Genomic DNA, 557 nt, shown 5'->3' with positions numbered 1-557 from the left:
AGGTGCTGTTTCACGTAAGAAACAAGTGGTGCCTCAGTTGACTGAAAGCTTTAATGGGTAATTCTTAATGAATATTTGGAACTGTTAATTTGACTATTTATAGAAGGTGATAGCATGATGCGATTGATTGAAGGACTGCGCTTTTTGGTTGAGGTTGTGGCAATCCTTGGTCTTTTCTCCGTGTCTGTGATACAAATTTCTTGGCTGGAAAAATTCCTATTTTTTCTTCTAGCAGTTCTATTAATCTTATTTTGGGCGCGATATATGGCACCAAAATCTCCACATGCTTTTAAAAAATGGCATCGCCTCGTTGCTGAGACATCGATTTTTATTTTAGTTAGTGGTAGTTTTTGGCATTTGTATGGATTGCAAATAGGAATCCTATACTTAGCTCTGTCTTTTGGAAGTTTGGGTCTGCTTTATTATTTTCAGCTAGAGTGATTCTTATAATATATTTAATGAATTATTTAAATGGTAATTATTTGACTGGAGATTGACACGAGAAAACAGTGTTTTCCATATAGCTAAAGGGGTTTCGGCTCCTTTTTTTCTAGGAG

At 35.5% G+C, this 557-nt stretch carries 1 protein-coding gene; it reads left to right on the top strand.

Going from position 1 to position 557, the window contains the following annotated elements:
- Positions 1-117 precede the first annotated feature (117 nt).
- Positions 118-441, top strand: a complete 324-nt coding sequence (locus GMD1S_RS08850; protein WP_237738586.1) for a DUF2568 domain-containing protein — start codon at positions 118-120, stop codon at positions 439-441.
- The last annotated feature ends 116 nt before the right edge of the window (positions 442-557 follow it).

The organism is Streptococcus sp. GMD1S (assembly GCF_000296875.1).
In the GTDB taxonomy this organism is placed as follows: domain Bacteria; phylum Bacillota; class Bacilli; order Lactobacillales; family Streptococcaceae; genus Streptococcus.
Note: the sequence above shows the minus strand (reverse complement) of the source record. Positions and strands in the feature narration are given on the sequence as shown.